This is a genomic window from Acinetobacter lanii (assembly GCF_011578285.1).
GTDB lineage: Bacteria > Pseudomonadota > Gammaproteobacteria > Pseudomonadales > Moraxellaceae > Acinetobacter > Acinetobacter lanii.
Genome location: NZ_CP049916.1, coordinates 3246318 through 3272066 on the forward strand (window position 1 = coordinate 3246318; position 25749 = coordinate 3272066).

Below are 25749 nucleotides of genomic sequence, written 5' to 3' on the forward strand. Positions count from 1 at the left end.
CACAGCGAGAAATCAACTCACCGTCAAGGCTGTGGGTTGATTTCCCGTATTTTTGAATCGGATCCCTCGCATTGGATACAAATGACTTCGCTAAATGGGCTGAAATTTGCTATATTTATCGTTTTTCTGCGACATTAATTTTTCGATAAATTATGAATACGGCAATACAAGCAGCTCTCGATCATGCAGTGCAATCTCTTCAAGCTGAAGGGGTACTTCCATCCGACTTTAACAACAGCGGAAACTTAACACGTACCAAAGACCGAAGCCACGGCGATTTTGCGTCTAATATTGCAATGATCGCATCTAAAGCTGCGGGTATGAAGCCACGTGATTTGGCTGAAAAAATCATGGCTGCGCTGCCTGAAGTTGCAGACATTAGCAAAGCAGAAATTGCAGGCCCCGGCTTTATCAACTTCTTTTTAAATGCTGACCAACGTTTTGCTGTGCTTGATCAAATCCAAGCGCAACAAGATCAGTTTGGTCGCACGCAAGCCAATGCAGCGAAAAAAATCCAAGTAGAATTTGTATCTGCCAACCCGACTTCAAGCCTCCACGTAGGTCACGGTCGTGGTGCAGCCTACGGGATGACTGTTGCCAACTTGCTTGAAGCGACAGGTGCTACCGTTGATCGTGAGTACTACGTGAATGATGCGGGTCGTCAAATGGACATCCTTGCGACATCAACTTATTTACGTTATTTGGAATTAACCGGTCAAACTTTAGTTTTCCCGAAAAATGCCTATCAAGGCGACTACGTTAAAGAAATCGCGCAAAGCATCATCGACCAAGATGGCGATGCTTATGTCCGCCCTGTTGCCGACATTTATAAAGATGTGCCTGAAGATGTTCAGTACGCTGAAGAATTGGATGTAGATGGCAACAAAGTCGTACTTTCAGGCGACAAAGAAAAACACATCGATGGTTTGATTTTCAATTCACAAACAGCTTTAAATGAAGGCTACCGTGTGTTCCATCAAGCGGCGCTCAAAGCGATTCTTGATGACATTAAAGATGACTTGGGTGAATTCGGTGTAACCTTCAATCAATGGTTCAGCGAAGCGTCTTTGACTGAAAAAATTGATGAAGCACTACAGACTTTAGATCAACGTGGTTTCCTATACGAAAAAGACGGCAACATTTGGTTTAAGTCGACTGAGTTTGGTGATGAAAAAGACCGTGTGGTGAAACGCCGTAATGGTCAAACCACTTACTTCGCCTCTGACATTGCGTATCACCTTAATAAATTACAACGTGGTTATACCGATATCGTGGATATCTGGGGTTCAGATCACCACGGTTATATCTCACGTGTCAAAGCGGCAATTGATGCTTTGGGTTATGACTCGAAAAAATTAACTGTATTGTTGGTTCAGTTCGTGAGCTTATGGCGTGGCGGTGAGATGGTTCAAATGTCATCTCGTTCAGGTCAATTCGTGACTTTACGTGACTTGCGTAAAGAAGTCGGTAACGATGCTGCGCGTTTCTACTACGTGATGCGTAAATCTGAACAACACATTGATTTCGACTTAGACTTGGCTGTGTCACAAAGTAAAGACAATGCGGTGTATTACATCCAATATGCACATGCGCGTATTTGTCGTATGCTTGAAAAAGCGGCTGCAACTGAGGTGAAATTCGATCTTGCAACAGCACGTGCTTTGGCTTCACGTTTAGACCTTGAAGCTGAAACAGAAATCTTGGCGAAACTTGCAGCTTACCCAGAAGTGATCGTTCGTGCTGCGAACAGCTTTGAACCACACCAAGTGGGTAATTACTTAAAAGAACTGGCAGCATTGTTCCATGGTTGGTACAACGAAAATAAAGTCTTGGGTGATGATGCAGATCTGACTCAAGCACGTTTATTACTTTCAAGCAATGTGAAACAAGTGTTAAAAAATGGTCTAGAGCTGTTAGGTGTATCTGCACCTGAAAGCATGTAACTCAATAATTAAAATAAGCTGACATGCCGATACCGATCGGCATGTCACAATGAAACTGTACAGAATAAGACTGAAGAGAGGTTTCCTCGTGTTTGGAAAAACGCAACGCGGTGTTTCGGAAAGACCGAATAAACCGAAAAAGCCTTTGATTCCTAAATGGTTAGGAATGTTAGTGCTGATTTTAATCGTGTTAAGTTTTGCAGTGGTACTGATGCTGTGGAAACCGTGGGAACCTGTCAAAAACAGAACCAATGATGTAACCTCTGAACATTATCAAGAAGATACCAACAAAGATTACCGTTTCTATGACCTGTTGCCACAGCAACAAGTCACGCCGATTCCTGAACAAGCTGTACCTGAAAATCAGCAAGTGGATACTACGCCAGTGATTGTAGAAGCGCCTGCGGTAACTGCCGAATCGACTGAAGATACCGGAATGGTTGAGTCTGCTGAGTCTGTGGCACCAAAGACCAGCTTTATTCTGCAAGTGCGTAGTTTCCCTGACCCAGACAGTGCCGATGCACGTCGTGCTGAAATCATTTTAAATGGTTTATCTGCCGATGTGATGAAAACCACGGAAGGCGGTCAAACATGGTATCGCGTAGTCTCAGGTCCTTATGATTCACAAGAAGCTGCGGTGCTTGCGCAACAAACTTTACAACATAGTGGCATCGATTCGATTGTGGTAAAGCGCTAATTTATTGCTGTTGGTCATCAGTTGAAATTCAAAAAAAGGATGCTTATGCATCCTTTTTTATTTCCTCTTTTTATTTCGACTTTTTTATTGCTTAATGCATCCAAATCACGATTTAAATTTCCGCTTTGGCTTTAGCACGACTGTACGCAGGACGTTGCGTTAATCGTTCAGCATAAGCATTGATTGCAGGGTATTGCCCTTTTAAGCGTTGTTGCATGGCCAAAATGGGAAAGCTCATTTGAATATCAGCAAAAGAAAATGCACCTGCCACATAGTCATGCTGTTTGAAATGCTGTTCCAAAAAGGCAATATGATCACTTAAACGCGGTTGAATAAAACCTGCCTGTACCCCTTGCGCAATTTTCTTGGCAATCGGTTTGACCAACAGTGGTGCTTGCTCAGAGACTTTCGACATCACCAAAGTCATCACCAACAATGGCATCAAAGACCCTTCGGCATAGTGCATCCAATAATTATATTGTAAAACGTCCTGAGGCTCGCTCGGCTTAAACTGTTGTTCTGTATCATATTGGCTTTGCAAATAATCTAAGATCACCGCTGATTCAGCAATGTTCAGATCTCCATCGCTCAACACTGGAGCTTTGCCCAAGGGATGCACTTTTTTTAATTCAGGTGGTGCAGAGAAATTGGGCAAGCGTTTATAGTATTTCAGATCATACTCTAGGCCTAACTCCTCCAAAGCCCAGATAATCCGAAGTGAACGTGACTGTTCTAAATGGTGCAATATCATCGTTATTATGCTCGGTTTATTTTCAATATTTGATCCCTCGACTATAGCCAAAAGCATGCTTTCGCCATAGCCTTTGTTACATAAGCACCATCAAGCCAAGTCCTATGCCGTTGGATTACTGCTAAACCAATGCCGTATTGATCTCGACACTGCGTAATAAGGTTTTGGTCACTGGGGTTTTCTGGCAAATATCCAAGACTTTTTGTTTGAGTTCATCCGAGAGTGGATTAGAAAAAGACACACGGCGTTCAATCCATTCTTTGCCCTCTTTATTGGCATTAAAATCCGCTTCGACACGAAACTCACCCAAATCTAAATTCTTATGCTGTGCATACATGCGTAAGGTAATCATGGTGCATGAAATTAGTCCTGAACAAATCAAATCATAAGGCGCTAAGCCTTGATCGCCTCCACCAAACGATTCGGGTTTATCGGTCAATAAACTATGCTTGCCACTACTGATTTCACCCAGCCAATGTTCCGGACGGGTGTGTACTGATGCTTTTGCGATGATCGCCATAGGATTGTCCTTATTTTTCTGTATGGTATTGTTTTTAAAATCATTCAAATGAAAACTCTATCCTAAGCTGAATTCACTCAGGATAGCTTGATCTCAATTCTTATTTAGAGGGGCGCATCCGATCAGGAAAAGCCGGTGCTTCCAAACGAGGGCCCTCATATTCAGGAATCGAACCAAAGCGTGCATCGCCATTGATCCACTGCTCACGTGCAATTTTTAACTCTTCTTGGGTACGCCCGACAAAGTTCCACCACAGCAAAATTGGACTTTCAAAGGGTTCTCCACCCAGCAGTAATATTCGGCTCTCTTGATGAACCGAAATTTCTACTTCCCTTAAACCCGGCTCTAACACCACCAAGTTATTTTCGTCCAGTTCATGTCCATTGATCACCACTGTACCTTCAAGTGCCATAAAGCCATATTCAAAAGCAGGATTGAGTTGAATACGTGTCGTGACATTGTCCTTAGCCGTTAAGTCCACCCCCAGCAAAGGCGTATGCACCTCAACAGGCGATGTAGTATTGAGAAATTCACCGACCAATACCGTGTATTCAATGCCGTCTTTTTCCACCACTGGCAATTCTGGATAATGATCAAAACGCGGTTCCATATTCAGCTTGTCATCCGGCAATGCAATCCAAAGCTGTGCGGCATGCATATGGGTTTCAGTATCGGGTGCCACTTCGGTATGTGAAATGCCTCGTCCTGCGGTCATTAAGTTGACCTGTTTCGGACGAATCAATTGTTTAGAGCCTAAACTGTCGTTGTGCATCATGGTGCCTTCAATCATCCAAGTGAAGGTCTGCAAACCAATATGTGGATGGGGCCCCACATCCAAACCATCGCCTTGCGGGAACACCACAGGACCGGCATGATCCAAGAAACACCACGCCCCAATTAAACGTTTTTGGCGACTCGGTAATGCGCGTTTGATGATTGTGCCTTTACCAATTTCAGCGGCACGAATCGGGAAATCTTGAATGAATTGATTGACGTATTTTTCACAGTCATCTGAGTGAGAAATTTCTGTCGCATTGCTATTGGTCATACATCTGTCCTTAACGTTTATTGGCGATCTGACTGAATGTTCTGATGTCGAGGTCTTAGTTGTTTATGTCTTAGTGTTTATGTCGCAGTGTTCATGTGTTGATGTTGCTGTCATCTCGATTTTAGTGACATTCAGCATCTGGGCTTCATCTTTATAATTTTATCGGCGATACCTCATTCATCCTAGCCTGAACTTAATATGCTGAATACTAGAAATAGGACAATCCTGTATCAAAATTTAAATCATGATTCAGCATATATAAATCAAATCCAAAGGTTTTTTAATTCCGACTCAAAAGTTTGGTTTATTTTGCTTGGCTGATTATTTTTTAGCAAAGCTGTTGTATAGTAGTTTTATAAAAGTGAGTTAATTCAGATAATTAATGTCGAATATTGCGCAATATGAATAATAAATTGTCTACCGATACCAGTAATTTTGAAATCTATACCGATAACTTGGATAGTATTTCACGGAATCGAGATTTGATTCGGCAATCCCTAATTGGTTTTCTTTCTCCTATTCCCAAAGAATTGTGGCAAGACTATTTAGATTTTCAGAAAAAGCGACAAAGGCGTTTTTTATATCAAATCAATATGCTGGCGTTGTTGGCTTATTTTTTATTTGGGATTGCGGACTATTATGTCGTCCCCGATATTGGCATGTTGTCACTAACGGTTCGTTTCTTTTCAGTGATTTTATTTACCCTGATCGCCCATGGTTTTTTTCAATATTGTCAGCGTATTGAATGGCTCGACTTATATCTGCCTTATACCACCATTATCGCCACGATCATTTGGTTTGCATTACTGTCGCAATCGAGTAGCCGAGATGTATTGACCTTCCAATATGGTTCAGTGATCTTTATTGTGCTCGCCAATATTGGCGTACAAGTGAGATTTTTGTCATCTATTATCCCCTCGTTATTGATTGCACTGTGTACCTGTATTGGTGTGTACATTGTGTCGGGATATAGCATGCATGAACTGTTTATTTTCTCGTTTGCCTATTTCCCGATTGCCTGTTTTAGCCTATACATTGGCTGGAACTCGACTTTAAAAAATCGCCAGAATTTCCTGCATTCCAAGCTTGATGAAAATAGCCGTAAAGCCCTCAATCAAATGGCACATACCGATGCTTTGACCTCCTTACATAACCGTCGTTACTTTGAACAATTGGCAACCGAGCATATCGCACGTAGTCGTCAGGCCAGTTATCCGCTGTGTTTATTGCTCCTCGATGTGGATCATTTTAAAAAGATTAATGACACTTATGGACATGATATTGGTGATGAAATTTTAAAAATGATGGGCAAAATTGCCAAAGATCAAATTCGTGATCATGATTTGTTGGCACGTTTTGGCGGTGAAGAATTTATTATTTTATTGACCGACACCCATATTAAGCAGGCACAAGCGATTGCGGATCGTATCTGTGACGTGATTAGTAAAACGCCCTATCGCTTGGATGCAGAACGTCAGATCAATTTCACCATTTCAATTGGGTTTGCACGGTTTTTACCGCACTGTCATGACTTACGTACATTGATTAAGAGTGCTGACCTTGCGCTTTATACCGCAAAGCAACAAGGGCGTAATCGTGTGGTGATGCATCATAATCCGACGTGATTTTAAGCTTGGAAAACTTCATCTCGATGAAATTCTAAATAGGGTAGATGCGCTTTTTCTAACTGAATAGCAATTCGATCTGGAATATTAAAAAATTCCCTTTCTGCCTGATGCAAGTGATTCGAAACAATGACCTCTCCGTTATGTTTAAAACCGATGAAGCCTCGATCAAATAAATGATCATAATTCGGGGTTAACAATAATCCATTGAATGGGTCTATACGCTCTTGATCATTAGATTTTGACCAAGGTTTGATATGGGAAGCGATTAGAAAAGAAGGATTACTCATGCTTGAAATAGCACAACGTGGAAAATAATCAAAAAGCCCTTTTCTAAATTTATTTTGAACCAATCTGGCCTTAATTCTTCTTTCTGCTTCAGAGGTAAATATTTTATTCTCTGTGAAGATTGTTGAATCAACAACATCATATTGTTTTAAATAGTGACCATAATGGTTGAGAGCCGAAGAATACATATTATTCCCAATCCGATTTCGCTCTTTATAAATATTCAAATCAAGAATCAAGCGTTTTAAAGCTTCAAATTCAATGCTATTGGCTGGACGTTCATAACTTGGCAACCATTCCGAAATTCTATTCTGAATAACCAAGTTATATTTTGATGCTGTTGCTTGAGATAATCCTTTTTCTTGAATAAGCCATTGATAAAAATCCATTATATCCCCCAATGATTTGATTTTGATCAATATACATAAAAAAAGAGCGCCTAAGCGCTCTTTTTTTATTAGAAGTTGTCCTTAATCAGACACTGCGGCGAGCATAGCTCTTGGCGTAATTCAGGCGGACAGCAGTGCTTCGTAAAAGCCCAACTGCCGCGGGCATAGCCCTTGGCGTAAAACTCGCACGAAGCAGTGCTTCGTGAAAGCCTAACTGCCGCGGGCATAGCCCTTGGCGTAATTCAGGCGGACAGCAGTGCTGTCCGAAATCCCTGAATTACTCCCATTCAATCGTAGCAGGTGGTTTAGACGAAACGTCATAAACAACACGAGACACATCTTTAATTTCATTCATGATGCGAGTCGAGATTTTATCGACAAGATCATAAGGAAGATGAGCAAAACGCGCTGTCATGAAGTCAACTGTTTCAACCGCACGAAGTGCAATCACCCATGCATAACGACGACCATCACCCACTACACCCACAGATTTAACCGGTTGAAATACAGCGAATGCTTGCGCAGTTTTGTCATACCAACCGCTTGCACGAAGTTCTTGCATGAAAATGTCATCTGCTAAACGAAGAATGTCAGCATATTCTTTTTTCACTTCACCCAAGATACGTACGCCCAAACCTGGACCTGGGAATGGATGACGGTAAAGCATTTCAAATGGAAGACCTAAAGTTGTCCCTAAACGGCGAACTTCGTCTTTAAACAAGTCACGGATTGGCTCAACCAATTCAAAGGCTAAATCTTCTGGTAAACCACCCACGTTATGGTGTGATTTAATCACATGCGCTTTACCATTTTTAGTTGCAGCAGATTCGATCACGTCAGGGTAAATCGTCCCTTGAGCCAAGAAGTTTACGCCATCCAGCTTACGCGCTTCTTCAGCAAATACTTCGATGAACTCACGACCGATGATTTTACGTTTTTTCTCAGGATCAACTTCACCTGCAAGTGCAGACAAGAAACGATCTTCAGCATCAGCACGAATCACACGGATCCCCATGTTTTTCGCAAACATGTCCATCACTTGCTCCCCTTCGTTCAAACGGAGTAAACCGTTATCCACGAATACGCAAGTCAATTGGTCGCCAATTGCGCGGTGTAAAAGCGCAGCAACCACAGATGAATCCACACCACCTGAAAGACCTAAAAGTACTTTTTGATCGCCAATTTGCGCGCGAAGTTGCTCAACACGTAAATCGATAATGTTTTCAGAGTTCCAAAGGCTACGGCAACCACAGATTCCATGAACGAAGTTGTCTAAAAGTTCTTTACCTTTCGCTGTATGCGTTACTTCTGGGTGGAACTGAATACCGTAGAAACGACGAGCTTCGTCAGATACCATTGCAAATGGGCAGCTCGGCGTGCTTGCTGTAACTTGGAAGCCTTCTGGAATCGCTGTTACTTTGTCGCCGTGGCTCATCCACACTTTTAATTGATTTGGATGATCTTCAAGATCGCCAATCAATTTGTCACGTACTTGAATGTCAACTTCTGCATAACCAAATTCATGAACTTCGCCTGGCTCTACTTTACCGCCAAGCTGCTCTGACATGGTTTGTAAACCGTAGCAGATACCAAGTACAGGCACGCCTAAGTTAAATACAACTTCAGGGGCACGTGGACTACCAGCTTCATAAACACTTTCTGGACCACCTGAAAGGATGATCCCGTTTGGGTTAAATGCACGAATGTCTTCTTCTGACATATCAAATGCGTACATTTCTGAATAAACGCCAGCTTCACGTACACGACGTGCAATCAACTGGCTATATTGAGAACCGAAATCCAAAATCAGGATACGGTCTTCAGTAATTTGGGTATTGGTAGTCATGGCAAACAACTATGCAGGCAACGAATATAAGCGCGTTATTCTAGCATTTTTAATGCGTCTTCGCACATGATTCGCACAAGTCACCTGAAAACAGATTAAATCAATGAATTCAATATCATTTTATTGAAAATGTCTGATTTTTTAAAACGTCTCTGCAGGCAAATGAAAATCCTCCTTTGACCTGCATCAGCGTATTTTAAATCAATCCCATTCTAAAATCAGACCTCAACTTATTTTTCAATCGCATGATCCAAGCTCAAACGCCCTGCGCCATGCAACATTAAAAACAATAGACCGCCACTGATCGCCAAGTTTTTCATCAGATTAATACTATCTTCTGCGCCACCATGGAAAATCAACGCGGTGATAATACTAAACACCGCCAGACCAAAAGCGGCAAAACGCGCTTGGAAACCAAAGAGCAGTGCCAAACCGCCGCCAAACTCAACCAAAATGGTCAATGGCAACATTGCACCCGGCACACCCATACTTTCCATATAGCCCACCGTTGCCGCATAATCGGTAATTTTCCCCCAACCTGCTACAAGGAAAATATACGCCAGTAAAATTCGGGCAACTAAGGAAATCACTGCATTAGCAGTCGGTTGGTTCACAATATTTTTAACAACAACATTTGGATTTAACATGAGCGTTCTACGTCTGTTTATTTTTGAAGATGTCGCCATGTTAGAAAAAAGTGGTTAAGCATTAAACACCATATATCGGACTCATCGTTGCAAATTTAAAACGTTTCCAGCAACTATTTTCGCTTTTTCATACTGACTTTAACTCGATAGACTGCTAGGATTTGATCACATTTTTGTGCAGTTTAGCCTTCATGGAATTACTCGATTTTATCTTACACGTAGATGAACACCTGCTTGAATTTATAAGAAATTATGGTGTCTGGGTTTACGGTATTTTGTTTCTGATTATTTTTGTAGAAACAGGTTTGGTGGTGATGCCCTTTTTACCGGGCGACAGCTTATTGTTTGCTGCTGGTGCATTGGCAGCATCAACCGGCGTTTTAGACCCGTGGCTGTTGGTGTTGCTATTATTTATTGCGGCAGTGTTGGGGGATACTTTAAATTACCATATTGGTAAATACATCGGTCCACGTGTATTTGAGATCGATTCTAAATTCATCAATAAAAAACATCTGGTCTATACCCAAAATTTCTTCGAAAAGCATGGCGGTAAAACCATTATTTTTGCGCGCTTTATTCCCTTTGCGCGTACCTTCGCACCTTTCGTTGCCGGTGCAGGCAGCATGAACTATAAATATTTCCTTAGCTATAACGCCATTGGTGCGATTTCATGGGTCGGTTCATTCATTGCTTTAGGTTATTTATTTGGCAATATGCCAATCGTGAAAGACAATTTCACCCATCTGATTTTCGGCATCATTATTGTCAGTGTATTACCGGGTATTATTGGTTTTATTCGTCACAAATTTTTCCCGAAAAAAAATCCTGAGGCTTAATCAAGCGTCAGGACGGTTTGCTCTATACATTGAAGATTTCAACTGTTCAGCTATACATGCTGAACACACGCTTAATTAAAGTCTAAAAAAGCTAATCACAATCGGCATCATACTCAGCATTAAGAGCATCGCCGACCCTTTATAAATACGGTCGGCGGTGGCGGTTTTAATCTCACCTGCCAAAATTTGTCGTCCGACATACATCCAAAATAACCCACATGGCATCAAGCATAGACAGAAGACCCCTAAGACCCATGCATAATGCTCAACACTTTCCCAGGTCCATGCCGGAAAAATCCCGGCAGCGAACAGTAAAGATTTTGGATTTTTTAAGGTGGATTTAAACAGTTCAGAACGGCTCAATTGCTGATGCTTCAAACTGTGCTGTTGTAAGCTGGTTTTTTTCCACAAATGAAAGGCGAGCCAAATCACATAGATCGCACTGACCGCATGTAAAATATGAATCAGATTGGGCCAGATCGGCATGCTTAAATGAATGATTAACGCCCATAGACTGATGCCATAAACATAGCCAAACAGCACCACAGGAATCGAAAAAAAGGTTTTGAAGCTACCATGAAGATGGGCTGAACTCGCCAATAAAGCATTGGTGGGGCCGGGAATTAAAAGTACTGCAATCACTGCAAAAACGAAGAGCCAACTTTCTAGCATAAACACTTAAATACGCAATTCGAATCGGCACACCTTAAACCAAAGGATTAAAACATAACAAGTTTTTCAGTAGCGATTTCTATGAATCCTGCGTCATTCTCAAACCAAAAACAACCTAACAACTTGATTTATTGTGACTATTTAGAAAATCCAATTTGATGTAACAAGCTGTTTGCAACATTCAGCCACAAACAGCACAGTTTTGCTTACTTTTTCTGCTCAGTTTGACGTTTAGGGACAAAGCCACAATTCTTAAATTGCGCCGCTTGGGTCAAGGCATCTTGTTGACCATATAAGCGCGATAGCTCAGTTTTCTTGGTGTCAGAAGACTGTCCCATATTCACTGAAATAGACGGCCCTAACCCCCAACCACCACGACTGCCCCATCCACCACCTAAGCCAACACCCACGCCCATTCCTGTGCGTTTGGGCGTTTGTACCCCGGCTTCGATATATTGTTGAATTCGGTTAAATTCAGCACTGATTTGTGCACAGTTTAAAGACTGATATTGGGTTGGAGAAACATAAGTCGGTTTGACCGTGGTGGCACAGGCTGTCAGTAAGCCCAAAGTCACTGCAACTAAACCATATTGGACAGTTTTTAAAGATAGAGATTTCATTTTTACACTCAGTTTTATTTTTTCTCAGTCTCATTGAACAATGTTTGATAGGTCTGCGTCAATTTATGATCTGTAGATCAACATTAGAACATCATGAGATATTTTGATGTGCATACTCATCATCAAAAGGCTTGAGCTAGATGAATGATCTAAAACTTAGACAAAGCGATACAGTGATCCACATATGTACTCATACCCTCATGCAAGTTGGGACAAAGATATATCTGAACTGGATCGACTGTTCGAGTCGCCCAACCTTCCACATTTATACATTCATCCAAATTGCTATGAACATTAATCAGATTTCAAACACCTATTGTCTCTTCATACATGAAATAATGCCCCGCTTAAAGCATTGAGGTCAGTTTAACTAAATACAGGTTTAATGATGACCAAACTGAATAAAGCAATCAGTGCCACAACACCAATAAACATCCCTGCACGTCGTTGCGCCAGCGCAATACTGGCGTCTTTTTTAAAGGCTTTGATTAAGGATGAAATCACCACCAAGAACAAAACCATTTTGGCATAGAACCAAGGTTTCACTTGGAATTCATTCATCACCAACAGCGACACACCAGTCAAAATAATCAACAGCAAGGATAAATGCTGCAAAGCCATAAACACTTTACGCAATTTCGGATTGGGCTGATTGTCCTGCGTACCGACATAGAGCGTCAACAAACCGATCACAATGGCAATGATCAGTAAGGTTGCACTCGACATATGTACAATTTTAACAGCTAAATGGGCATCCATAGCTTATGCCTCCTTCGGGGCATGCGCACATTCGGGACTTGCAGGTGCTGTTCCTGTCCATTCTGTGGGTAGATATGCATGTATAGCAAGTGCATGAATATTGCCAGCACCCAATAGATCACCTGCAGCCGCATAAACTTTTTGATGACGTTGAACCAAACGCAAACCTGCAAATGCATCACTAACAATGGTCACTTTAAAATGCGACTCTTTGCCTGGGTAATAGCCACCATGTCCCGCAGATTCATTTAAAACCTCTAAATGACTTGGGGAGAGTTGCTGTAACCGTTCAATCAGTTGTAATTCTAAGCTCATCCGAATGCTCCAGATTTCTAAAATAATATAAAGCAGTATAACGTGTTCATCATTAAAGCATGGCATCTAGATTTTCAAAGGTCTCATTTCCGTTTGAAGACCCCTAAACTGCTTATGTTGTTGATTATTTATGCTAAAAATCACGGAAAATAAAAAAATACGCTAAAGTTGTTTTTATTTTATGCAAACACACGTTTTTTTTGCATAAAGGTGTTGACCCATTTTTTGCATACTGTATTATACACGGCATGCGGGAATAGCTCAGTTGGTAGAGCATAACCTTGCCAAGGTTGGGGTCGGGAGTTCGAGTCTCCTTTCCCGCTCAAAATTTTTTAGTATCGTTTTTTATTTAAAAAACTATGCAGACTCCGCGGGAATAGCTCAGTTGGTAGAGCATAACCTTGCCAAGGTTGGGGTCGGGAGTTCGAGTCTCCTTTCCCGCTCCAGATTCTAAAAAATCCCTCATCGAAAGATGGGGGATTTTTTTTGACTCCAATAATTTAATGCATAAAAATCCCGCATATGGCAGGCTTTTTATGCATAGAAATCAACTTAATGTTTTTGGATGCTCAGTGTCGCTTATGATATTTTTAACGTGATCAGATCTCGAGGCTTGATGATCGTGCATCCATGGAGATTTACCATAATAAGAACCATTTAATTGTGAATACTGAATTAAATGCGACCTAAAATACTGATAATAAAGATCATCTACCTCACCTGGGTCTTTCCAGAACTTACACAGTGGATACTGATTGGTTAAACGTGGCAGATTATACATTGCATAACCCAATACCTTAACTGGAATATGATGATACAAGGCTTGGAGCACGGTTGTACTATTCACCGCGACCATCCCTAAACTATGTTTCAACAATGTTGGCAAATGAATATCACAAAAATAATGTAAGCGACCTTTCATACCATAACGTTTTGCAAGTTTATTAATCAGTTTTCGATAGTTTCGGTAACCGCGATCCATGGGATGATGCTTGAGCACCAAATGATGTGATGGATCGGCATTCAATACAAAACTCTCAATCACATGCTCAATATATTGTTCCATATTTTTAAATTCGCTATGAATTAAAATTTGCGAGTCATTATGAACCTGAAGAGCAAAAACATAATATTGCTTAGAATATTGCTTTATTAATTTTTTAAATGGCAAAGGCTCAGTTATATAATGCTGAATGCGCTTCAATACAGACCAAATCCAACTCCAGAACTCTTGTGAAGTGGTTAAATTACGATGGTGTTTATAATGGGGGAACGATTTTTCATAATATAAATTCAATACATAATAAATGATTGCACACCACACCATACGCCAATAGGAGTTCTGAGCATCTTCAATTGGCTCAATAGGAATAGCCTGTGGATTGAGATTTAATGACAACGTTTGTGTAAAGTTAGAATAAAAATTGACACCATCTTGTTCAAATGTAATGTAATTCGGTCGAATATAACCTTCTTCAAAAGCGAAGAACGTTATATTCAACTTATACGCGGCAATTTTTGCAATTCGATGTTGCGGCCGACAATCCCCAAAACAGACGATTGAATCAATCTGATGCTTTACAATAAATGCTTCAATATAATCATTAAATTCATTCATAGGTTGAATGAAATCATAACAATTTAGCTCACCATCAAAAAAGAAACGATCTCCCCCATTAAAATTTATCTTGTAGGTTTCAATTTGATATTGTTGCAACCAATGAGAAAATTGTTTAAAAAATTTCCCCATAGGCCCTTGTAAAAGTAATACTTTTTTTGACAACAACAATTGGTCTATATGAATAGACATATTACTTTTTCCAAAATCTTAAACACCGCAATGTCTTAGCGAATAAATTTCTAAACACATTTGAATGAGTTCTCACCTTAGAACGATGTTCATCAATATAGTGAATCACATCTTCAGGGTTCACCAACGGCACATCCATTTCAGTGGTCTGTGCCAAATTATAATTTGGATACTCAATTAAAGTGACATAAGTCAATTGTTTTAAATCTATTCTATTGTTACGGCGTTCGCATACATGACGATCTATTGTTAATCCCCACCCTGCATAGAATGGTAGCCCGTAACAATAAACTTTCAAACCTCTCACTAATGCTTCAAAGCCACTTAATGATGATATTGTGTGCAGCTCATCAACAATATTAAATAATCTTTGAATAGAAACAGTCCTTTCAATTTGGTTTGCATATAGAAGCATCATTTTGTTATCTATTTTACCCACACGTAAACCGGTTTCTACATCAGGATGAGGTTTATAAATAATATATGCATCAGGATGATCTGAACGCACCTGTTTTAATAATTGTAAATTGGTTTTAATATCTACCCCTCCTAACTGTATAGACATATCATCTTCAACTTGACCAACAACCAAAATAACTTTTTTATTGTTTACAGGTCGCTCTAAAAGCTGATCTTCTCCAACATTATATTTTGATATTTCTAACCGTTTCAGCTCAGACAAAATACGATCTATCCGTTTTTCCTGATCAACAGTTAATAATTGAATATGGTTTAACAAATTTTCTATACGTGAAGGACATGTTGCATCGTAATAAATACCCATATCATCAAATACCAAGGAACATGGTCGAATCAAATTTGCACCTAAACCCACAGAACGTATAAACCCATCCTCTACTGTAATTACCTTTTTATAGCCAGCTTGCTTTAATTGATATGCTTGTTTCCCCCATGCTAAAACATGAGTATCTTTCTTGGGTTTAGCGTACTTTTTAAAACTTAGCTCGGTATTAGGAAAAGCCAAATAATCTGAAATAAACTTCTTTTTCCAAGGACTAAATTTATAGGCAACCAATTGAGTCGGAAGTGATTGTTGAAATTGAATATTTGTAATCAAGATTTTTAGAATATCATCTAACTCACACACTTTATGGGTCACAGGCGATATATAGCGTGAGTATTGAAAGTAAGCACAAGCAAATAGATGCATCAAAGAGCGTTGCACGGTACGCCTCTGCTGTACAAGATGTTGAGGTGCATAGCGATCCTCAGTTATCCCCCATCCTGCATACCAAGGCATACCAAAACAATGCACTTTTTTACCCAACAATAATGCCTCAAATCCCATATGTGAACTGACCACATAAACTTCAGAGAAATGTTGCAGAAGTTCTAAGGGATTAACTTGAATGGTCATCACTTTGACATAAGGGTGTTGAAAATCTGCCGATGAGAAATGTCCCTGTGCTTTTCCTGCTATGACATCAGGATGCGTCTTGATCCAAATGGTGGCTTGAGGATGATCATGATGTGCGTGAGCCAACATCGTTTTAAAGGTATCCGCATTGGCACCAGAAAACCGAATAGACTGATCCCCGAGGGTTTGATCGACCAGTAAAATATGCTCACCCTTAGAGCGTTCAAACAAATCACTATCCGGTATAGGATTAAATCTTTGATTATATTTCGTGATTTTATGGTTAATAATGCTTTGAATGGCTGATGCAGCACGCCGATTCAGCGTTTCATTTTCTGACTGTAAGATAAGATTTTCTAAATCTGAAGAGTGTGTACAATCAAAATAAATGCCGCTTCGATCAAATACTATTGAAAGTGGAGGATATCCATGTTTACCTAATCCCAATGATCGAATAAAGCCATCTTCCAAGCAAACACATGGGACTTGTTGTTTTAAAGCATATTGTTGTGCTTTATAAAAACTGGCCTTTCTTCCCCAACCAAATGCTACGTCATGTTGAATACTATGCGTTAAATCAAATTGTTTAACTAGTTTTTTAATTGGCCTTGAACCAAAATAATTCATTTTTTTAACTTATCTAGATACTGCGAATTGCAATACAGGTTGACTCACACATTACTATCAATATTGCTCAAAACACTGACGTAATTTCTCATACTTCAACGCAGAACAATACGAACATAACCAACGAATACGATCAGCAAAATTCAAATGCTCTAACTTTGCATCATGATAACCAATAAAGTAATTTAATTTTCTTTCATTCACATGTGCTAAATGGGTATTGTCTTTCACATTTAGTGCTAGATCATGACCTTGAAAATCAAACACATAATCATGTTTTAAAAATTTGGGAATAAATAGATTTTGAATATTACGGTGACAAAACACACCCACAGGAATTTTTTTAGCATACAGTTGCACTTCCATGGCAGACAAATCCACCAAAGCAAAGCGTACCTTTTGTGATGAAGCATTTTTTAAATGAATATTTTTATTAAAAAACATCCATTTTTCTTTCCATGAGACATGTGATTTTTTAACATAGATGGTTAAGCCTGCTTTTTCTAAATTCAGCAACATATTTTGAAAAACAACCACATAAGATGAATCTCTATGCCCTAGATTAGGATGAGGTTGAATAATAATATTGTTGATCTGATGATCTCTTGCAATATTCGCAATGAGTTCTGCAGCGGCATAATCGACTGAACTATAATTTTCTTCAGGTACGCCCCCCTCCCAAGTCGGGGCATACAATAAGTAATTGGATGTCGCATCAAATTCATAATCATTTTGACCAATGAAAGTATTACCCATCAAAATGATTTTTGAATTTTCAACTTCCATTGGAGAAAAAATATTGGCTTTTAACAAACGATCGATCCCCACCTGCCCCGAACTAATAACAAAGTCGTAAATTCTTAGAATGGGTTTTACTGAAGCCAATTTATGGCTTTCACCATGGGTCACAAAAATATGCGTTAGCGCTCTTTGTGCAGTAACACCGCAATTGGATTGGGCATTAAAAAGATAAAAAACGACTTTGCCCTCGATCAAATTTAAATCGGAGCGTTTTTTTACCCACTTGAAAGGAATATTATGTTTTCGAAATAGTGATTCTGGATATTGATAGAAATCTGGATAGTACTTGCACAGAACATAAATGCAGTCATCTGCATTAAAAATATGCGTCTGGAAATAACTGACTAATTGCTGAATAGCACCCTTAATTTTGGTATCTATATAAATATAATATAAGTTATTTCCAGACATTGAATTAATTAACGACCATCTTTGCGTACGTCAACGATTATACCGGTATTTTGCGTACCTAAAACTTTTAAACTCGTTAGAGCAACATCTTTTGCAGAAAGGAGGAGCTCAGGCGGTTCAACACCAAAATTTGCAGTTCGCATTGGCGTTGCTGTACGTTCTGGGTTAATACACGTCACTCGGATCTGTTCTTCACTCCATTCTTCTGCTAATGCTTGGGTAAAGTTTACAATTGCAGCATTGGTTGAAGAATACAGTGCATACAATGCACGACCACGCGTATATGAACTTGAAGTAAAGTTCATTAACATACCTGAACTTTCTTTCAAGTATTTTTTAGCTGCAATCGCAACGTTTACAGCACCCGTATAATTAATCCCAATTAAGGCACTAATTTCTTCCAAGCTCAGCGTATCAATTGGTTTTTTAATCAATAAGCCTGCTGTATTGACAACATGGTCAATACGTCCAAGCTTTTGACGGACTGATTCCAAATACGTATTTACGCTTGCTAAATCACAAATATCAACGTTATTAAATGAACGGCTTGCCACTTCTACATTGGCACCAAAAAGGATAGCAATGTTTTTCATTTCTAAGCCAATCCCACTGGTTCCACCAAAGATAACGATATTCTTACCTTTTAGGAATTCAAAATTATCGCCTTCTTTAAACGGAATACCGTGCGCGGACTGTAAGAATTTTTCAGCAATGAATAAATCAACAGGTTGTGTCACTTTAATATTACGTTCACTGCCCGCCACAGTCGCAACACGCGTTTGAGGAAGCATTGCACGTATCACTCCACAATCACAGGTAAATACGTTACGATTTTGTTCAATGGCTTTTTTATAAGCTAATTGAATGGCACCAAGCTTAAACGCTTGAGGTGTTTGACCACGACGCATATGAGAACGTGGTGGAATGTTGGCAATACAACCATTGTCATACACTTCAACCAAAGTATCCGCTGAAGGAATAACAACATCAACTGCTTCAAAATCTTTAAGGGCTTCAACGCAGTTGGCAATAATATTTTCATCAACCAATGGACGAACCGCATCATGGAATAATACGTTACATTCATCCGCATATTCATTTAACGCTGTTAATGCTGAATAGGTAGAATCAAATCGTTCAGCACCACCTGTCACTACACCTTTAATTTTTGACCATTTGTTCTTTTTAATTAGATCCCAAGTGCGATTGATATGATGCGTTTGGGAGACAATAAAAATTTCATCAATATCGGTAGAATTTTGAAATACATCAATCGTATATTCAATAATTGCTTTACCCGCTAACTTTGTAAATTGTTTAGGTAATGCTCCGCCAAAACGTGAACCTGAACCACCTGATAAAATGACCGCAATATTTTTCATTAAACTACCAATTATGTTAAATATACAATATTTTTAGAAATCAAAGAGAGAGTATTAAATAGCCATCTTTTATTTTAAAAGATGGCTCAGATATATCTCTTTTTTGAGCTTCATTAAGGTAATCTAAAGGGTTAAAATAGTATTCATCACCATTAACGACCATTTTTACTGAAATCTTGTAATCTCCAGATGGGATACCATTTAAATTAATACCCTCATTTTTTAAGGTAGTAAATTTAGATTTATTATATGAGATATGGCGACCATCAAAAACTTTCTTCGTAATAAAAGGATCTGACATTTTCCCTAAATTAAAAACATACTCATCATCTGATGTCTTCAAAATTAAAGAATACTTATAAGCTTGATTATAATCATAACATTCAACACCAGTCATTAATGCATTACCACGAATAAACAGTAAACCAGCATTTAGACAAATGAAATCTAATGAAAAGTAAGGTTTATCAGTATCTAAAATAGGATAACTCTCGATATTAGAAAGAAGATAAGAACATCCATCACCTAAGAATATTGGTGATTTTAACTTAGTTTTATCCCAATATATTTTATCCTTTATACTGCTAGAATCTTTAAACTCTTCTCTAGCCCAAAGTACGTTTGGACGTTCCCATGAGATATTTTTTTTCGAAATTTTAGCAGGTGAACCTATAATTATTGAATTATTTGGAAATTTCCCTTTGACGAAAGAAGAATAACCCACTATAGAACCCATATTTATTTCAGTTCCACCAAAGATTACAGCATTGTATGAAACCCAAACATGTGCACCTATAGTTATATTTTTCGAATAATTTATACGATTTCCTGATTCAATATCATATATCGCATGAGCATCATCTGTTCTAATTTGGTTGTTAGTAGCAAACATACAATCATCGCCAATAGTAATCTGTGTAGTTTCAGCACAGGTAAAATATACTGGAGAGGTTGATGTTACTTTGTCACCAATTATTACTTTGGATTTATAACCCACACGAATTGTGCCAAATAAATTTGAGTCACCGATAAGCACAATCCCATCGTCTGTTGTGAATTCAATCGTTAAATTTTTAAGTTTTTTTGCATGTGGACTAATAACAACTAAATTATTTTTTCCGTAAAATCTAACTTTAATATTAATAAGTCCAGATGGAGCTATAATTCTATTGTCATACTTTAAATTAACCGAACCATCTACTAAAACTTCTTCCACTTATCAACCTCCACAACTTTCAAAAACATTATCCAACAAACGTTTTGTAGAATTTCCATCACAAGATGACATAAATGTATCTAAAAACGCTTGTCTTTTAATTAAAAAATCATTATATCTAAATCTAGATTTTTTAATTGCATTTACCAAATCATAAGTATTATAAACTATTTCACCATATGCATATTCCTCATAAGCATAGTAAAAACCACGTTCATCAAAATACTTATCAATATCTGGCGCAAATAATACAAGCGGCTTATTTAACAATGAATATTCAAATATCACAGAAGAATAATCAGTAATTAGACAATCGCAAAAAATCATTAAATCATCAATATTTTCATTAGACGGCATTAAAATTACTTTATCCTTAGCAAAATCTGGAATTGGTGGATAAACTTCCTTCACTACTGGATGCAATTTAACGATTAACTTATAATTATAAGGAAAACTTGCACAAAATTGTTTCCAATCTATGTCCAAGTGAAATTTCTGTCTTACAGAAGTACTACCTCTAAATGTAGGTGCATAAACAATATTAATACTATTTCTAAGATTAGGATATTTTTTTAATAATTTCTCCTTAATCTTTTCCATTTTCTCTACGTTATAGAAAAGATCAGTTCTCGGAATACCTAATGCTTTTACATTTTGTTGAGGCAAATTAAAGGCTTTAGCGTATAATGGAACTAATGTATCTGCACTTACACATACATCTGTATACATATTATGAGCTAACGTTTCAAATTCTTTAGTATTACTGTCATTACTATCTAAGGCAGAAAATGCAAATTTCTTGAATGCTCCGCAGGCATGCCAAAGTTGTACAACTTTAGTTTCTTTTCTAAAATTCAAACCATATATAGGCTTATAATAATCTTCCAAAAAAATAACGTCAGCAGTTGCTAAATGGTAATAACGCGTAGCAATAGTTTTTACACTATTTGTTTCTCCTAAAAATTTATATATTTTATAGTTCCCACCTTTTATAGCATTAGACACAGCTGAAAAGTTACTTGACATAGGCTTTTTGCGATTAGTTGCAAAAACAACTTTTCCTTTTTCAATAGGTAACTTAGATAAAAGTGGAAAATATTTTTCACGAATAAATTGTGGTTCATTTTTCATTTGGTTAAAAATAAACTTCTTATATTTCACTAAATTAAAATGAACAATTGCTTTATCAGTTCGATTTAAAGCTATTTTGTAACTATCAACCCATTTATCACCATAAACATTTTCTTTTGCACAAATATTCTTAACATCATTATTCAAGTTATTAAATAAATAAGACAACAATTGTCTATATGAGAAAAAATTCTTGAATGAAAGAAGATAAATTTTATCAACAAATATCTTAATCAAATAATATCTAAAAGTAGCTATTTCATTTAATTCATAATAGGAGTGTTTTTTTAAAAAATCTAAAAAAAACAATATGGCTGAATTAATGTTATTAATATCATTTTTCAAAACTTTAACAAATAACGGCCAAGCATCAAATGTAAATATTCTATTATAATAAGACTTTATTAAAATTTTTTTTTCATTATCGGATAAAATATCTGAAGAATAAACAGCATTCCTACATGTTAATAAGGTACTCAAAGAGTCTTTAAAAAAAATAAAAGCCTTTTTATCTTGTGATTGTGTAGCAGATGCTTCATTCAATAAAGTATCTCTTTCTCTATACAAATAAACAAGCTCACTTATTGTAAATATTTTATTCGCATTCAAACAAATTTGAAACATTACAACTTGATCTTCAGTATACTTAACACCTTTAGGAAATCTTAAATCTCCTAAAAGTCTTCTAGATATTAACTTACCAGCCACACCCAAGAAAAATAAAAGTTCGGTATTATTTACTAATTTTTTCTCCCCAAAAGAAAATAAATTATATTTTTCATAATTAGGGTTAGCCCACTGCCTAGTAGAATTGAATTTTCTAACTTTACCATATACAAAATCAGCATTTTCAGAATAAGCTGTTTTCAGCATATTATCTAATGCTCTATCAGGAACAATATCGTCTGAATCAATAAAAGTTATATATTTACCTTGTGCTAAATCTATTCCTAAATTTCTAGCTACAGAAACACCTTGATTAGGTTGCGAAATGACTTTAAATCTAGAATCTTTCTTACAGAATGATTCTGCTCTTTCTAGACTAGAATCTGTAGATCCATCATTAATAATTAATGCTTCAAAATTACACTCATTTTTAGCAATACTACTTAAAGTTTCTAGAATTAAATTTTCAACATTATACATAGGTATAATAATTGAAATTTCTACATTTTCTAAGGTCATTTCACAGCTCAGTAATTATAACTACTTAAAGATTTCTTTGAATTTCAGCAATACATTTCAATACTTGTAACTTATCAGCTCGTCTTAAAACGTTAGCTTTATTAGCCACAAAATTATATGAATTTAAATTCAAAGCCTTAATAACAGATTCTACATCTTTATCTCTAATAATTAAATCTAAGTTTATTAAAGAATTATCTTGATATATATCAAATCCTATTCGATTTTTTTCATTTGAAAAATCATAAATTAATTTATCTTTATAATATGACTTTCTGAAAAAATTTTTACAACTGAACAACTCCGAATCGAAAAAATTTTCCATTAATTGACTATCAGTCAAATCCTTATCAACTCTTTCACCCATGTTCAATATATGATCCAGCAAGTTAACCAATGGAATTTTTTGCTGCATAAACAACGTAGTATCTTTGATTTTTTTATATTCACTTGGTGTCCATGAATTATGTAGAGAAACCACTCCATATTTAATTAATTTATGGATTTCAGATGAATCCATAGTGAAAAATTTATTAAAGTAAAAATTTTGATAAAATTCTTTAGAATTTGCATAAGTTGCACCTAGCATAGCTGCAGACTCCAAAATATTACCACTCATAGTTCTATCTAAGATCAAGTGATAATCTTTGTATTTTTCACTTTTTAACAATGGATTTAGAATTGAGTTACCAAAAAAAGACCAATCATATTTATCTGGTATATTATTTAATCTTTCTTGTGCAGTTTTTCTCCACTCCCTTAATATTGGATTCCCCTTTTCTTTACTAAACAATACAGCTAAGTGCATCCCCACATTAGGATAACCAAATCCAATTAACTTTTTTTCTGATAAATTTTCAAATTTCGAGAATATATTTTCAGTGATCAAACAATCAAGATCCATAAACAAACCACCGAATTTTTCTAATACAGCAGCCGAAATAATATCTGATTGCATAGGAAATGAGATTTTTTTAAGTTTCTCTAAATCATATGTATCGCCAATATATTCATGTAAATTACTATGATTAATAATATGAATTTCCAAATTAGGTATATTCTTAATCCATGTAGCTTTACATAATTCCAAATATGCTGGAATTTTTTCATTAGACTCCCAAAATGCAAAAATTTTGTTCATAATTCCATCCTTATATTAAAAGTTAAATACTATTTTCGCAGCAATCGCGATTTGATATAGAATTTGAGTTAAACCACGTGTTAACTCTACCCCTTTAGTTTGCAGTTTTGGCAATACTAAAATTTCATCACCTTGCTGAATAATATGCGAACCTTTTACCAATTCAGATTCACCATTTTGATGAATCACAATTAACTTAGAACGATTGGATTTTTGAGTAAAACCGCCAACATCACCGATATAATCTTCAGCTTTCATGCCCTCTCGCCAAGCCACCCCATTCGGGAAGGTCACTTCACCATGCACCATAATCACAGAGGTACGCTCAGGGATCATTAAGATATCGCCCTGCTCTAAAATCACATCATCAAAGTGTTTTGGATCAAGTACTACCTGTCCTTTTGGTTCTACTTGCCGAGCTTTAGCAATAAACTGTTTCACTAACTCTGCGTCCTTAGCCCGCAAGTTGGCTTCTTCTTGGGTACTTGAACGCACGGAAAGGGTTGCCTCTTCCAACTTATCCAAAGATACATTAAGCATTTCTTTTTGGCGTTTCGCCACACTCGGACGGTACAACTGCAGTGATTGAACCTCTGCCAAAGCATTCGGTTGTAGCTGCTTCATGACTTCTGAAAGTTTTGAACCATAAGGTAACACCAAAGCGTGAGTACCGTTATGTGCACCTTCAATACGTACTTGAATGGTGCCTGCAAAACGGTCTGCAGTGACTGCAAGTAAATCACCATCTTGCAGCATCACATTCTGTGCATCCGCTAAAGTATGGTACTCACTGGTATACTGCGTACCCTGACGACGGCTCACACTGACATGGGTTGCACTTGGTTTGACGCGAGCTACCGTCAATGCCTGTGCAACACTCAAGGTTGGGTTATTAAATTCGAAATCATAAGCATTATAGACTTCGCCTTCTACAGAGAAGGTATGCTTACGTGGAGCAACCACAATCACATCGCCATCTTTAAAACTAAATGGCTTAATTTGCCCAGCAAGCAAGAAGTCATACAAATTGACGTATTTAATATGCTGACCGTTACGGATAATTTGTACATCGACATAACTGCCACGCTCAGGGTCAACCCCACCGGCACGGTCTAAATAGGCAAGCACCGTATCATTCGCTACACCACCATAATTACCCGGCTGATTGACAAATCCAGTCACCAATACTTTTACAGGTTGCGCCTGTTCTAATGCTGCATACACATTCACATTAGAGACATAAATTTTACGTACAGCTGCCGTGACAACAGATTGCAAACTACCATTGCTAATGCCTGCAACTTTTAGTGGACCAATATTGGGAATAAAAATGTTCCCTTGGGGATCCACTGTTTGTGTGCCAGTAAACTGATATGCACCCCACAAACGCAAATTAATGTTATCCCCCGGATTAATTACATAGCTGTTGTTAAAGGTACTGCCTGCCGTGGACGCAAATGCACCTTTAAATAACTGAGCACCAAACATTCTGTTTTTGGTTTGATACTTCATTGAACTGCTTGGTGACAAATCTACAATCGACTGTGAATTTAGAACTTTCTCTTCACCTGCACTAGCTTGCTGCAGCATAGCATTGGAACTCGATGTACCCATCAGTTCTTGTGGAACCACCATGCTTTCCAAACTTGTTGCAAAGGTCGTTGAAGCACTCAATAAAGATAAAGATGAAACTAAAATTAATTTTTTCATT

The 25749-nt window shown here is 37.6% G+C and carries 22 protein-coding genes and 2 tRNA genes; 6 read left to right on the plus strand and 18 right to left on the minus strand.

From position 1 onward, the window contains the following. Positions 1-152 precede the first annotated feature (152 nt). A complete protein-coding gene (gene argS, locus G8D99_RS14835; RefSeq protein ID WP_166327203.1) occupies positions 153-1943 on the plus strand; it encodes an arginine--tRNA ligase in 1791 nt (596 codons plus the stop codon). Positions 1944-2031: 88 nt separating this feature from the next. Beyond that, positions 2032-2640 carry an SPOR domain-containing protein gene (locus G8D99_RS14840; RefSeq protein ID WP_166327205.1) on the plus strand — a complete coding sequence of 203 codons (609 nt, stop codon included), beginning with the start codon at positions 2032-2034 and terminating at the stop codon, positions 2638-2640. 112 nt (positions 2641-2752) lie between these two features. Here G8D99_RS14840 and G8D99_RS14845 read toward each other — a convergent pair whose 3' ends face one another. The 3 genes from G8D99_RS14845 to G8D99_RS14855 all read right to left on the minus strand — a co-directional run bounded on the left by G8D99_RS14845 (position 2753) and on the right by G8D99_RS14855 (position 4959). After that, positions 2753-3391, minus strand: coding sequence for a glutathione S-transferase (locus G8D99_RS14845; RefSeq protein WP_166327207.1), 639 nt, complete (start codon positions 3389-3391; stop codon positions 2753-2755). A 121-nt stretch (positions 3392-3512) separates the two neighbouring features. After that, positions 3513-3911, minus strand: coding sequence for an OsmC family protein (locus tag G8D99_RS14850; protein WP_166327209.1), 399 nt, complete (start codon positions 3909-3911; stop codon positions 3513-3515). Between the two features lie 100 nt (positions 3912-4011). Then, the gene (locus G8D99_RS14855) at positions 4012-4959 is read right to left on the minus strand and encodes a pirin family protein (RefSeq protein WP_166327211.1); all 948 of its coding nucleotides are present in this window, start codon (positions 4957-4959) and stop codon (positions 4012-4014) included. Positions 4960-5360: 401 nt separating this feature from the next. Between G8D99_RS14855 and G8D99_RS14860 the strand changes: the two genes are divergently transcribed. Then, complete coding sequence (locus tag G8D99_RS14860) at positions 5361-6584, plus strand: GGDEF domain-containing protein (RefSeq protein WP_166327213.1); 1224 nt, start codon at positions 5361-5363, stop codon at positions 6582-6584. A gap of 2 nt (positions 6585-6586) precedes the next feature. On the opposite strand, the gene G8D99_RS14865 is transcribed toward G8D99_RS14860, so the two are convergent. The 3 genes from G8D99_RS14865 to G8D99_RS14875 all read right to left on the minus strand — a co-directional run bounded on the left by G8D99_RS14865 (position 6587) and on the right by G8D99_RS14875 (position 9754). Further along, positions 6587-7261 (minus strand): HNH endonuclease, encoded by a 675-nt coding sequence (locus G8D99_RS14865; RefSeq protein ID WP_166327215.1) that lies wholly within the window; start codon positions 7259-7261, stop codon positions 6587-6589. 277 nt (positions 7262-7538) lie between these two features. Further along, positions 7539-9107, minus strand: coding sequence for a glutamine-hydrolyzing GMP synthase (guaA, locus tag G8D99_RS14870; protein ID WP_166327217.1), 1569 nt, complete (start codon positions 9105-9107; stop codon positions 7539-7541). Positions 9108-9337: 230 nt separating this feature from the next. Then, on the minus strand, positions 9338-9754 hold the full coding sequence (locus G8D99_RS14875) for a DoxX family protein (RefSeq protein WP_166327219.1): 417 nt from the start codon (positions 9752-9754) through the stop codon (positions 9338-9340). A 191-nt stretch (positions 9755-9945) separates the two neighbouring features. Here G8D99_RS14875 and G8D99_RS14880 point away from each other — a divergent pair, with 191 nt between their 5' ends. Next, positions 9946-10590, plus strand: a complete 645-nt coding sequence (locus G8D99_RS14880) for a DedA family protein (protein WP_166327221.1) — start codon at positions 9946-9948, stop codon at positions 10588-10590. Positions 10591-10665: 75 nt separating this feature from the next. Here G8D99_RS14880 and G8D99_RS14885 read toward each other — a convergent pair whose 3' ends face one another. From G8D99_RS14885 to G8D99_RS14900, 4 genes are all read right to left on the minus strand, one after another. Then, positions 10666-11262, minus strand: a complete 597-nt coding sequence (locus G8D99_RS14885) for a LysE family translocator (protein WP_166327223.1) — start codon at positions 11260-11262, stop codon at positions 10666-10668. Positions 11263-11468: 206 nt separating this feature from the next. Continuing rightward, positions 11469-11882, minus strand: coding sequence for a hypothetical protein (locus tag G8D99_RS14890; RefSeq protein ID WP_166327225.1), 414 nt, complete (start codon positions 11880-11882; stop codon positions 11469-11471). Positions 11883-12248: 366 nt separating this feature from the next. Further along, on the minus strand, positions 12249-12641 hold the full coding sequence (locus G8D99_RS14895; RefSeq protein ID WP_166327227.1) for a SirB2 family protein: 393 nt from the start codon (positions 12639-12641) through the stop codon (positions 12249-12251). Between the two features lie 3 nt (positions 12642-12644). After that, complete coding sequence (locus G8D99_RS14900; RefSeq protein ID WP_166327230.1) at positions 12645-12956, minus strand: BolA family protein; 312 nt, start codon at positions 12954-12956, stop codon at positions 12645-12647. A gap of 250 nt (positions 12957-13206) precedes the next feature. Here G8D99_RS14900 and G8D99_RS14905 point away from each other — a divergent pair. Together G8D99_RS14905 and G8D99_RS14910 are read left to right on the plus strand one after the other, a co-directional pair. Then, positions 13207-13279 (plus strand) — tRNA-Gly (locus G8D99_RS14905). A gap of 47 nt (positions 13280-13326) precedes the next feature. Continuing rightward, a tRNA-Gly gene (locus tag G8D99_RS14910) sits at positions 13327-13402 on the plus strand. A 101-nt stretch (positions 13403-13503) separates the two neighbouring features. Here the strand turns inward: G8D99_RS14910 and G8D99_RS14915 are convergent. The 8 genes from G8D99_RS14915 to G8D99_RS14950 all read right to left on the minus strand — a co-directional run bounded on the left by G8D99_RS14915 (position 13504) and on the right by G8D99_RS14950 (position 25748). Continuing rightward, positions 13504-14766, minus strand: a complete 1263-nt coding sequence (locus G8D99_RS14915) for a capsule biosynthesis protein (protein ID WP_166327232.1) — start codon at positions 14764-14766, stop codon at positions 13504-13506. A gap of 1 nt (position 14767) precedes the next feature. Continuing rightward, complete coding sequence (locus G8D99_RS14920; RefSeq protein ID WP_166327234.1) at positions 14768-16771, minus strand: capsular polysaccharide biosynthesis protein; 2004 nt, start codon at positions 16769-16771, stop codon at positions 14768-14770. Between the two features lie 57 nt (positions 16772-16828). Continuing rightward, positions 16829-17680 (minus strand): hypothetical protein, encoded by an 852-nt coding sequence (locus G8D99_RS14925; protein WP_166327235.1) that lies wholly within the window; start codon positions 17678-17680, stop codon positions 16829-16831. Positions 17681-17991: 311 nt separating this feature from the next. Continuing rightward, positions 17992-19365 (minus strand): bifunctional cytidylyltransferase/SDR family oxidoreductase, encoded by a 1374-nt coding sequence (locus G8D99_RS14930; protein ID WP_166327237.1) that lies wholly within the window; start codon positions 19363-19365, stop codon positions 17992-17994. Between the two features lie 40 nt (positions 19366-19405). Then, entirely contained in the window at positions 19406-20581 is a 1176-nt protein-coding gene (locus G8D99_RS14935; protein ID WP_166327239.1) for an acyltransferase, read from the minus strand. 3 nt (positions 20582-20584) lie between these two features. Further along, a complete protein-coding gene (locus G8D99_RS14940) occupies positions 20585-22897 on the minus strand; it encodes a bifunctional glycosyltransferase/CDP-glycerol:glycerophosphate glycerophosphotransferase (protein ID WP_166327241.1) in 2313 nt (770 codons plus the stop codon). A gap of 25 nt (positions 22898-22922) precedes the next feature. Further along, positions 22923-24038, minus strand: coding sequence for a capsular polysaccharide synthesis protein (locus G8D99_RS14945; RefSeq protein ID WP_166327243.1), 1116 nt, complete (start codon positions 24036-24038; stop codon positions 22923-22925). Between the two features lie 15 nt (positions 24039-24053). Continuing rightward, a complete protein-coding gene (locus G8D99_RS14950; protein ID WP_166327245.1) occupies positions 24054-25748 on the minus strand; it encodes a polysaccharide biosynthesis/export family protein in 1695 nt (564 codons plus the stop codon). Between the last annotated feature and the right edge of the window lies 1 nt (position 25749).

What these genes read in the sequence shown, in the direction of transcription:
- G8D99_RS14930 (WP_166327237.1), bottom strand. Translation starts at nt 19,365, where the DNA reads ATGAAAAATATTGCGGTCATTTTATCAGGTGGTTCAGGTTCACGTTTT.
- G8D99_RS14895 (WP_166327227.1), bottom strand. Translation starts at nt 12,641, where the DNA reads ATGGATGCCCATTTAGCTGTTAAAATTGTACATATGTCGAGTGCAACC.
- G8D99_RS14875 (WP_166327219.1), bottom strand. Translation starts at nt 9,754, where the DNA reads ATGTTAAATCCAAATGTTGTTGTTAAAAATATTGTGAACCAACCGACT.
- G8D99_RS14950 (WP_166327245.1), bottom strand. Translation starts at nt 25,748, where the DNA reads ATGAAAAAATTAATTTTAGTTTCATCTTTATCTTTATTGAGTGCTTCA.
- G8D99_RS14890 (WP_166327225.1), bottom strand. Translation starts at nt 11,882, where the DNA reads ATGAAATCTCTATCTTTAAAAACTGTCCAATATGGTTTAGTTGCAGTG.
- guaA (WP_166327217.1), bottom strand. Translation starts at nt 9,107, where the DNA reads ATGACTACCAATACCCAAATTACTGAAGACCGTATCCTGATTTTGGAT.
- G8D99_RS14945 (WP_166327243.1), bottom strand. Translation starts at nt 24,038, where the DNA reads ATGAACAAAATTTTTGCATTTTGGGAGTCTAATGAAAAAATTCCAGCA.
- G8D99_RS14885 (WP_166327223.1), bottom strand. Translation starts at nt 11,262, where the DNA reads ATGCTAGAAAGTTGGCTCTTCGTTTTTGCAGTGATTGCAGTACTTTTA.
- G8D99_RS14865 (WP_166327215.1), bottom strand. Translation starts at nt 7,261, where the DNA reads ATGGATTTTTATCAATGGCTTATTCAAGAAAAAGGATTATCTCAAGCA.
- G8D99_RS14880 (WP_166327221.1), top strand. Translation starts at nt 9,946, where the DNA reads ATGGAATTACTCGATTTTATCTTACACGTAGATGAACACCTGCTTGAA.
- G8D99_RS14915 (WP_166327232.1), bottom strand. Translation starts at nt 14,766, where the DNA reads ATGTCTATTCATATAGACCAATTGTTGTTGTCAAAAAAAGTATTACTT.
- G8D99_RS14900 (WP_166327230.1), bottom strand. Translation starts at nt 12,956, where the DNA reads ATGAGCTTAGAATTACAACTGATTGAACGGTTACAGCAACTCTCCCCA.
- G8D99_RS14920 (WP_166327234.1), bottom strand. Translation starts at nt 16,771, where the DNA reads ATGAATTATTTTGGTTCAAGGCCAATTAAAAAACTAGTTAAACAATTT.
- G8D99_RS14855 (WP_166327211.1), bottom strand. Translation starts at nt 4,959, where the DNA reads ATGACCAATAGCAATGCGACAGAAATTTCTCACTCAGATGACTGTGAA.
- argS (WP_166327203.1), top strand. Translation starts at nt 153, where the DNA reads ATGAATACGGCAATACAAGCAGCTCTCGATCATGCAGTGCAATCTCTT.
- G8D99_RS14940 (WP_166327241.1), bottom strand. Translation starts at nt 22,897, where the DNA reads ATGACCTTAGAAAATGTAGAAATTTCAATTATTATACCTATGTATAAT.
- G8D99_RS14860 (WP_166327213.1), top strand. Translation starts at nt 5,361, where the DNA reads ATGAATAATAAATTGTCTACCGATACCAGTAATTTTGAAATCTATACC.
- G8D99_RS14845 (WP_166327207.1), bottom strand. Translation starts at nt 3,391, where the DNA reads ATGATATTGCACCATTTAGAACAGTCACGTTCACTTCGGATTATCTGG.
- G8D99_RS14850 (WP_166327209.1), bottom strand. Translation starts at nt 3,911, where the DNA reads ATGGCGATCATCGCAAAAGCATCAGTACACACCCGTCCGGAACATTGG.